This window comes from uncultured Phenylobacterium sp., assembly GCF_902826855.1.
Classification (GTDB): Bacteria; Pseudomonadota; Alphaproteobacteria; order Caulobacterales; family Caulobacteraceae; genus Phenylobacterium.
Map to the genome: position 1 here is coordinate 1 of NZ_CADEGK010000225.1, position 6,649 is coordinate 6,649.

Genomic DNA, 6,649 nt, shown 5'->3' on the forward strand with positions numbered 1-6,649 from the left:
GTGGACGGGGGGCCTCGCCGCCCTCGTCCCAGATAAGACCTGGGGGTCGTGGCGGTAGAGGGCGCTGACCGAGGTTGGCGCCGGAAGGGCGGGCTTATGCGCTCAAAGAGGGGCGTGGGTCAAGAATGAGGTCATCCCGTGGTTCGCAGTCCGAGCCACCACTGAGGCAAACATCGCTGCCATGAGATCTATGGCGGAGCCTGGCCGGTGGCCTCGCTCCCACCCCGGTTGGATGGCGGCGGGAGGACCGTGTGTTGGACTCCCGACGCCCGATCGCCGCACGACGCACTATGTTAGATGTGTGATGCCCACACAGGGAACGGGGAGCGCCAACTGTCCATCACGCCGGCCATCGCTGACGACGTCGCCGCCGTAGGCGTCATCGACGCCATCCCCAAGCTGCTGGAGGTGTGCTGCCGCTCCACCGGCATGGGCTTCGCCGCGGTCGCGCGAGTGACCGAGGACCGCTGGGTGGCTTGCGCGGTGCGCGATGAGATCGCCTTCGGCCTCGACGTCGGCGGCGAACTGAAGGTGCAGACCACGATCTGCGACGAAATCCGCAGCTCCGGCCAGGCGGTGATCATCGATGACGTTCCGGCCGACGCCGACTTCTGCGGCCACCCGACGCCAGCCATGTACGGCTTCCGAAGCTACATCTCCGTGCCGATCCGCCATGACGGGGTGTTCTTCGGCACCCTGTGCGCCATCGATCCGCACCCGCGGGACCTCAGGGGTTCCACGGCGCCGGTGATCTTCGAACTGTTCGCCGAGCTGATCGGCGCCCACCTGGCCGCGCGCAACCGGCTGGAGGCGAGCCAAGCGGCGCTCCTGGACCAACGCGAGGCAGCGGAGCTGCGCGAGCAGTTCATCGCGGTCATGGGCCATGACCTTCGCAATCCCCTGGCCTCCATAGATGCGGCGGGCCGGTTGCTCAAGAAGACGCCGTTGAACGAACGGGCGGCCGGCCTTGTCGACATGATGCACGAGAGCGTCACGCGGATGGCCGGCCTGATCGACAATGTGTTGGACCTGGCGCGCGGGCGGCTGGGCGGGGGCTTCGCCATCGAGCGGCGGCCCATCCTGGATCTGCCGCGGGTGCTGGAGCAGGTACTGGGCGAGTTGCGCCTGGCCCACCCCGAGCGGACCATCGAAGCGGACATCTCGCTGCCGGGTCCTGTGACCGGCGACGGCCGGCGGCTGGCGCAGCTGTTGTCAAACCTCGTCGCCAACGCCCTGGTCCACGGCTCGCCCGAGGGGCCTGTGCAGGTCTTGGCCCGCGCCGATGGCGAGGCGTTCGAGCTATCGGTCGCCAACGCCGGGCCGGGCATCCCGCCGGAGACCCAGGCGCGGCTGTTCCAGCCGTTCACCCGCGCCAGCCTGCGGCCGCACCAGCAAGGGCTGGGTCTGGGCCTCTACATCTCGTCCGAGATTGCCCGCGCGCACGGCGGGACCCTGGAAGTCGCCTCGGACGACACCGAGACCTGCTTCACGTTCCGCATGCCGGTCGCAGCAGCCTGAGCCGATCGGAGTCCGAAAGCCGCCAGCGGTTCTCCGCGGGAGGGGTTATCTTCTCGCCATGACCCAGTACGCCCTCTTCGCCACCGCCATCGGGTTCGCCGGCATCGCGTGGAACGACGCGGGGCTGGCGGCCTGCCACCTGCCGGAGCACGACGCGGAGACGGCGCGCCGCAGTTTCCTGCGCCGGTTCCCCGCCGCGACGGAGGCGGAAATCCCGCCGCAACTTGCCGACACCGTCGCCGGCATCCAGGCGTTGATGCGCGGGGAGAAGGCGGACCTCAGCGGCGCCCCGCTGGACCTCAGCCGCACGCCCGAATTCCACGCCAAGGTCTATGAGATCGCGCGGTCCATCCCGCCCGGCGAGACGCTGACCTATGGCGAGATCGCGGTGAAACTGGGTGACAAGCTGCTGGCCCGCGAGGTCGGCGCGGCGCTGGGCAAGAACCCCTGGCCGATCGTGGTGCCGTGCCACCGGGTGACGGCGGCCGGCGGCAAGCCCGGGGGGTTCTCCGCCCGCGGCGGGGTCAACACCAAGCTGAAGCTGCTGGGCATCGAGGGCGCGGCGGCTGCGGCGCAAGCGGACCTGTTCGCGGGTTAAGCCGAAGAGGGTCCCCGCCGGCTTAACCCTGCTGCCCAACGCCACCTTAAGATTCTTCGGCGACGCTCCGGTAACCTGAGGTTGAGTCACCGGACGGCGCCATGTTCACCGCGTACAAGAACTACTGGGACTTCCAGGGCCGGGCTGCCCGGTCGGAGTACTGGCTGTTCTGCCTGTGGATGCTGATCCTGGGCGTGGCGGCAGGGACGATCGACGCTCTGGCCTTCAACGCCCGCGGGTTCGGCGGGCCCTGCGGGCTGTTCGTGACCTTCGCGCACCTGATCCCCAACCTGTCGCTGAGCTTCCGGCGGCTGCACGACACCAACCGCACGGCCTGGTGGCTGCTGATCGCACTCATTCCGCTCCTCGGCGGCCTGGTGCTGTTCGTGTTCACGGTGCTGCGGGGCACGCAGGGCGAGAACCGTTTCGGCCCGGAGCCCGGCCAGCGGTCGTACGAGGAGCTGCAGGCGACTTTCGCCTAACGAGGGGGCGCCTGAGGACGCGGCGCCAGACGGCGCCTCCATCGACAGCCTTCGCGGCGCTCGCTAACACCGGCTCATGGCCATCGGCGTGTTCGATTCCGGCGTGGGCGGGCTGACGGTCCATCATCGGCTCGTGGAGCGGTTCCCGGCCGCGGACTTCATCTATCTGGCGGACCAGGCCAACGCCCCCTACGGCGGGCGTTCCGGCGAGGAGATCGTCGAGCTGACCAAGGCCGGCTGCGTTCGCCTGTTCGCCGAGGGATGTGACGTGGTGGTCCTGGCCTGCAACACCGCCGCCAGCGTGGCCCTGCGCCGTCTCCAGCAGACCTGGCTGCCCGCCTACCGGCGCGAACTTGGACGGCCGGTGAACATCCTGGGCATCGTCGTGCCGACCATCGAGGCGGCAACCGGCCTGCCGTGGGAGCACGAGGCCCAATGGCGCGAGGAGAAGGCCGAGAAGGTGGATGTCCTTGGAGTCTTCGCCACCCCGGCCACCGCCCGGAGCCGCGTCTACGAGATCGAGATCGACAAGCGCCGCCAGGACGTTGCGGTGTTCTCCGAGCCCTGCCCGGAACTGGCGCGGATGATCGAGGCTGGGGCGCCACGCGAGGAGCTGGCGGCCGTCATCGACCGCCATGTCCAGGCGCTGAAGACCCGCATCGGCCGCCACCCGGACCGGGCGATCCTGGGCTGTACCCACTACGAGATCGTGGCGGACCTGTTCCAGGCGGCCCTGCCGGCGGGCACCCCGTTGATCCGCCAGCCGGAGGCGACAGCCGACGCGCTAGCCCGTTACCTGGAGCGGCACCCCGAGTTCCGGCCTGGCGAGCGCGGCGTCCGCCGCTTCCTGACCACCGGCCGGCCCGGCGAACAGAACAGCCTGGTAGAGACCTTCTGGGGGACACCGCTAAGGTTCGAGCCGGCTTGAGGAGCGACGTATGAAACACCTGATCGCGACGGTGCTGACCGTCCTCACCGCCGCGGGCTCCGCGCAGGCCGCCGTCGTCGACAAGGGCCCCGGCTACTTCCGCCTGAAGACCGTCCAGCAGATCGCCGCCCCGCCGGCGAAGGTCTACGCCGCGATTGGCGAATGGGGCCGCTGGTGGAGCGACGCCCATACCTATTCCGGCAAGGCCAGCAACATCACGCTCGCGCTCTCCGCCAACGGCTGCCTGTGCGAGGCTCTTCCGGGCGGGGGCAGCGTGCGCCATGGCGTGGTGGAGCTGGTGATCCCGAACCAGACCGTCCGCCTCGACGCCGCCTTCGGCCCGCTGCAGGACGAGGGCGTCGGCGGCGCCTATACCCTGACGCTCAAGGCCAGGGACGGCGGCACGGAGCTGACCATGACCTACCACGTCGCCGGCGCCCGCGACTTCATCGTCTCCGCCGCCCCGGCCATCGACGAGGTGATGAGCGAGGGCGTGGGCCGGTTGAAGGCCTACGTGGAAACCGGCAGGCCCTGATCCGTCTTCATGATCGCCGCCTGGGTCAGCGCAGCGTCCAGCCGCGCGCCCTCGGCATAGGGCGCGAGGTCGGCGGTGGGTGCGCCGCCGGCGCCCATGCCGGGCTCCGGCCGGGGCGCGCCGATGCGGGTTTCCACCGGGAAGACCCCGCACCAGGGGGCCCAGCCGGCGTCGGCCGGCAGGTCGGCGACGCCGGCGTCGCGCACCTTCGCCGAGGCTTCCTCGATCTCCATCTCCACCAGCGTGATTTGCTTGAGCTCGGCCTCCGTGGCGGGGCGCAGCTTGGCGGCGCGGCCGGCGTAGAGGCGGTCGATGAAGCTGTCCATGGCCGCACGCTTGGCCTCCAGGCCGTCCACGCGTCGGGCGCGGCCGAAAGCCATCACCGAGCGATAGTTCAGCGAGTGAATGAAGCCTGAGCGGCCGACCACGAAGCCGTCGAGGAAGCTGACGGTCACGCAGACCGGAGCGCCGACGCCCACAGCGCCGATCATCCGACTGGCGGCGGCGCCATGCCAGTAGAGCCGGCGGCCCTCTCGCCAGTAGGCCGTGGGGGTCACGAAGGGCTGGCCGTCGATCGCATAGCCGACGTGGGCCATCACGCCCGCATCGAGGATCTCGAACACGGCCGCCTCGTCGTAGCGGCCTCGCTGCGGACGGCGGCGCAGTCTCGAGCGGCCTGTGGGTGTGAACTTGGGGGCGATGGCGTTCATGGCGGAGATCCTCGTCGCCCCGGAAGCTGCGCCTTGCGTGGACTGCCCAAAAGGTCCAATTTCGAGACAGCTAGCAGACCACTGGACGTTGCGCTCCCATGAGCTGGGCAGAGATCTATCCCTGGCGGGCGCCGCAGCCGGGTGGCCCGGTGATCCGCCAGGTCTACGACCAGGTGCGTGCGGCGATCCATGAGGGCGCCCTGAAACCCGGCGGCCGCCTGCCCTCCAGCCGCGACCTGGCGCTACGGCTGGGCGTGGCGCGAGCCTCGGTGGTGGCGGCGTACGACCAACTGCTGGCTGAGGGCTATGCGGAAGGCCGCAAGGGCTCGGGCACCTACGTCTGTGGCGACCTCTCCGGGGTGATCGACCTGCCGGCCGGGCCACCGCCGGCTGAGACCCCGGTCACGTCCGGAGCGGGGATCGAGGCCTCAATGGGGTTCGTGGACCTGCAAAGCGCCACGGTGGCCTTCTCGAACGGCCGCACTCTGATGGACGCCCGCGCCCTGGACGCCTGGTCCCGGTCCACCCGCCGGGCCCTGCGGACGCTCGGGCCGGCAGATTTCGGCTATGGCGACCCGGCGGGCGCCCTCCGGCTGCGCGGCGCGGTGGCCGACTACCTGCGCGCCGCGCGCGGCGTGGTCTGCGCGCCTGATCAGGTGATCCTGACGTCCGGCGCGCAACAGGCGGTCGACCTGACACTGCGCGTGCTGCTGAGGCCGGGCGACAAGGTCTGGCTGGAGGATCCCGGCTATCAGCCCACCTGGTACGCCGCCTCAGCCGCGGGAGCGCGGACCTTCGGCGTGCCGGTGGACCGGTCAGGTCTGGTGGTGTCGGCCGGCGTCGCCATGGCCCCCGACGCGCGGCTGGCGTTCCTCACGCCCTCGCACCAGTACCCGCTTGGCGTGGCGCTCTCGATGGGGCGGCGGCTGGAGCTGGTGGCCTGGGCGCGGGAGGCGGGGGCCTGGATCCTGGAGGACGACTATGCCGCGGAGTTTCGCTATGCGGGCGCCCCGCTGCCGGCGCTGCAGGGACTCAAGGGCGGCGACCGGGTGATCTATGTCGGGACGCTGAATAAGGCGCTCTTCCCGGGCCTGCGCCTGGGCTACCTGGTGGCGCCGCGCGAGCTGGTCGGCCCGCTGACGGCAACACGGCGCATGGTCGATCGCCAGCCGCCGACCCTGACCCAGGCGATCACGCTGGACTTCATCGAGAGCGGCCAGTTCGCCGCCCACATCCGCCGCCGCCGCATTGCCTACAAGGCCCAACGCGACGCCCTTGCCGACGCGTTGGAGCGCCGCCTAGGTCATGCCCTGGAGGTCGACGTCCCGGACCAGGGTATGCACCTGATCGCCTACTTCCGCGACGGCCGCTCCGACGTGGAGGCCGAGGCGGCCGCCCACGCGTGCGGGGTCACGGCGCGTGCGATTGCCCCGCTCTACCACGCCGCCCCGCCCCGCGCGGGCCTGCTGCTCGGCTTCACCGGCTTCCCGGCGAGCGCGATGGACGCCGGCGTGGCGCGGCTGGCGGGGGCGCTGGGCGCCTAGGCAGCGGCCGCGGTCTCCGAGGCCAGCACACGGCTCGCCGCGTTGACCACTGCGGCGATGCGCAGCGCCGCCTGGATCTGCGGGGCCGTGACGCCGTGCTTCTTCAACTCCGCCTCGTGGGCGTCCAGGCACATGCCGCAGCCGTTCACGGCCGAGACGGCGGCAGCCCAGAGCTCGAAGTCCGCCTTGTCGACGCCGGGGTTGGCGAGGCCGTTCATGCGCAGGCGCGCGGGCAGGGTCTTGTACTCGCCGTTCGAGAGCAGGTGCAGGGAACGGTAGTAGCCTGCATTCCCCAAGTGGCGTGGCGTTTGAGGTGAAGATCGCCTGTATCCGA

8 protein-coding genes are annotated in these 6,649 nt (G+C 70.6%); 6 read left to right on the forward strand and 2 right to left on the reverse strand.

Annotated features, from left to right (window positions below):
* Nucleotides 1–297 precede the first annotated feature (297 nt).
* The 5 genes from QZV94_RS21505 to QZV94_RS21525 all read left to right on the forward strand — a co-directional run bounded on the left by QZV94_RS21505 (nt 298) and on the right by QZV94_RS21525 (nt 4,061).
* Nucleotides 298–1,518 (forward strand): GAF domain-containing sensor histidine kinase, encoded by a 1,221-nt coding sequence (locus QZV94_RS21505; RefSeq protein WP_293681761.1) that lies wholly within the window; start codon nt 298–300, stop codon nt 1,516–1,518.
* 58 nt (nt 1,519–1,576) lie between these two features.
* The gene (locus QZV94_RS21510; RefSeq protein WP_293681763.1) at nt 1,577–2,116 is read left to right on the forward strand and encodes a methylated-DNA--[protein]-cysteine S-methyltransferase; all 540 of its coding nucleotides are present in this window, start codon (nt 1,577–1,579) and stop codon (nt 2,114–2,116) included.
* Nucleotides 2,117–2,217: 101 nt separating this feature from the next.
* Nucleotides 2,218–2,598 carry a DUF805 domain-containing protein gene (locus tag QZV94_RS21515; protein WP_293681766.1) on the forward strand — a complete coding sequence of 127 codons (381 nt, stop codon included), beginning with the start codon at nt 2,218–2,220 and terminating at the stop codon, nt 2,596–2,598.
* A 76-nt stretch (nt 2,599–2,674) separates the two neighbouring features.
* On the forward strand, nt 2,675–3,526 hold the full coding sequence (locus tag QZV94_RS21520; protein ID WP_293681768.1) for a glutamate racemase: 852 nt from the start codon (nt 2,675–2,677) through the stop codon (nt 3,524–3,526).
* A gap of 10 nt (nt 3,527–3,536) precedes the next feature.
* The gene (locus tag QZV94_RS21525; protein WP_293681770.1) at nt 3,537–4,061 is read left to right on the forward strand and encodes an SRPBCC domain-containing protein; all 525 of its coding nucleotides are present in this window, start codon (nt 3,537–3,539) and stop codon (nt 4,059–4,061) included.
* On the opposite strand, the gene QZV94_RS21530 is transcribed toward QZV94_RS21525, so the two are convergent.
* Nucleotides 4,037–4,771 (reverse strand): pyridoxamine 5'-phosphate oxidase family protein, encoded by a 735-nt coding sequence (locus QZV94_RS21530; RefSeq protein ID WP_293681773.1) that lies wholly within the window; start codon nt 4,769–4,771, stop codon nt 4,037–4,039. The genes QZV94_RS21525 and QZV94_RS21530 overlap by 25 nt on opposite strands.
* 98 nt (nt 4,772–4,869) lie before the next feature.
* Between QZV94_RS21530 and QZV94_RS21535 the strand changes: the two genes are divergently transcribed.
* Nucleotides 4,870–6,315, forward strand: coding sequence for a PLP-dependent aminotransferase family protein (locus QZV94_RS21535; protein WP_293681776.1), 1,446 nt, complete (start codon nt 4,870–4,872; stop codon nt 6,313–6,315).
* On the opposite strand, the gene QZV94_RS21540 is transcribed toward QZV94_RS21535, so the two are convergent.
* A partial coding sequence (locus tag QZV94_RS21540; protein ID WP_293681779.1) for a carboxymuconolactone decarboxylase family protein occupies nt 6,312–6,649 on the reverse strand: 338 nt, incomplete at its 5' end. The two genes, QZV94_RS21535 and QZV94_RS21540, sit on opposite strands and share 4 nt — an antisense overlap.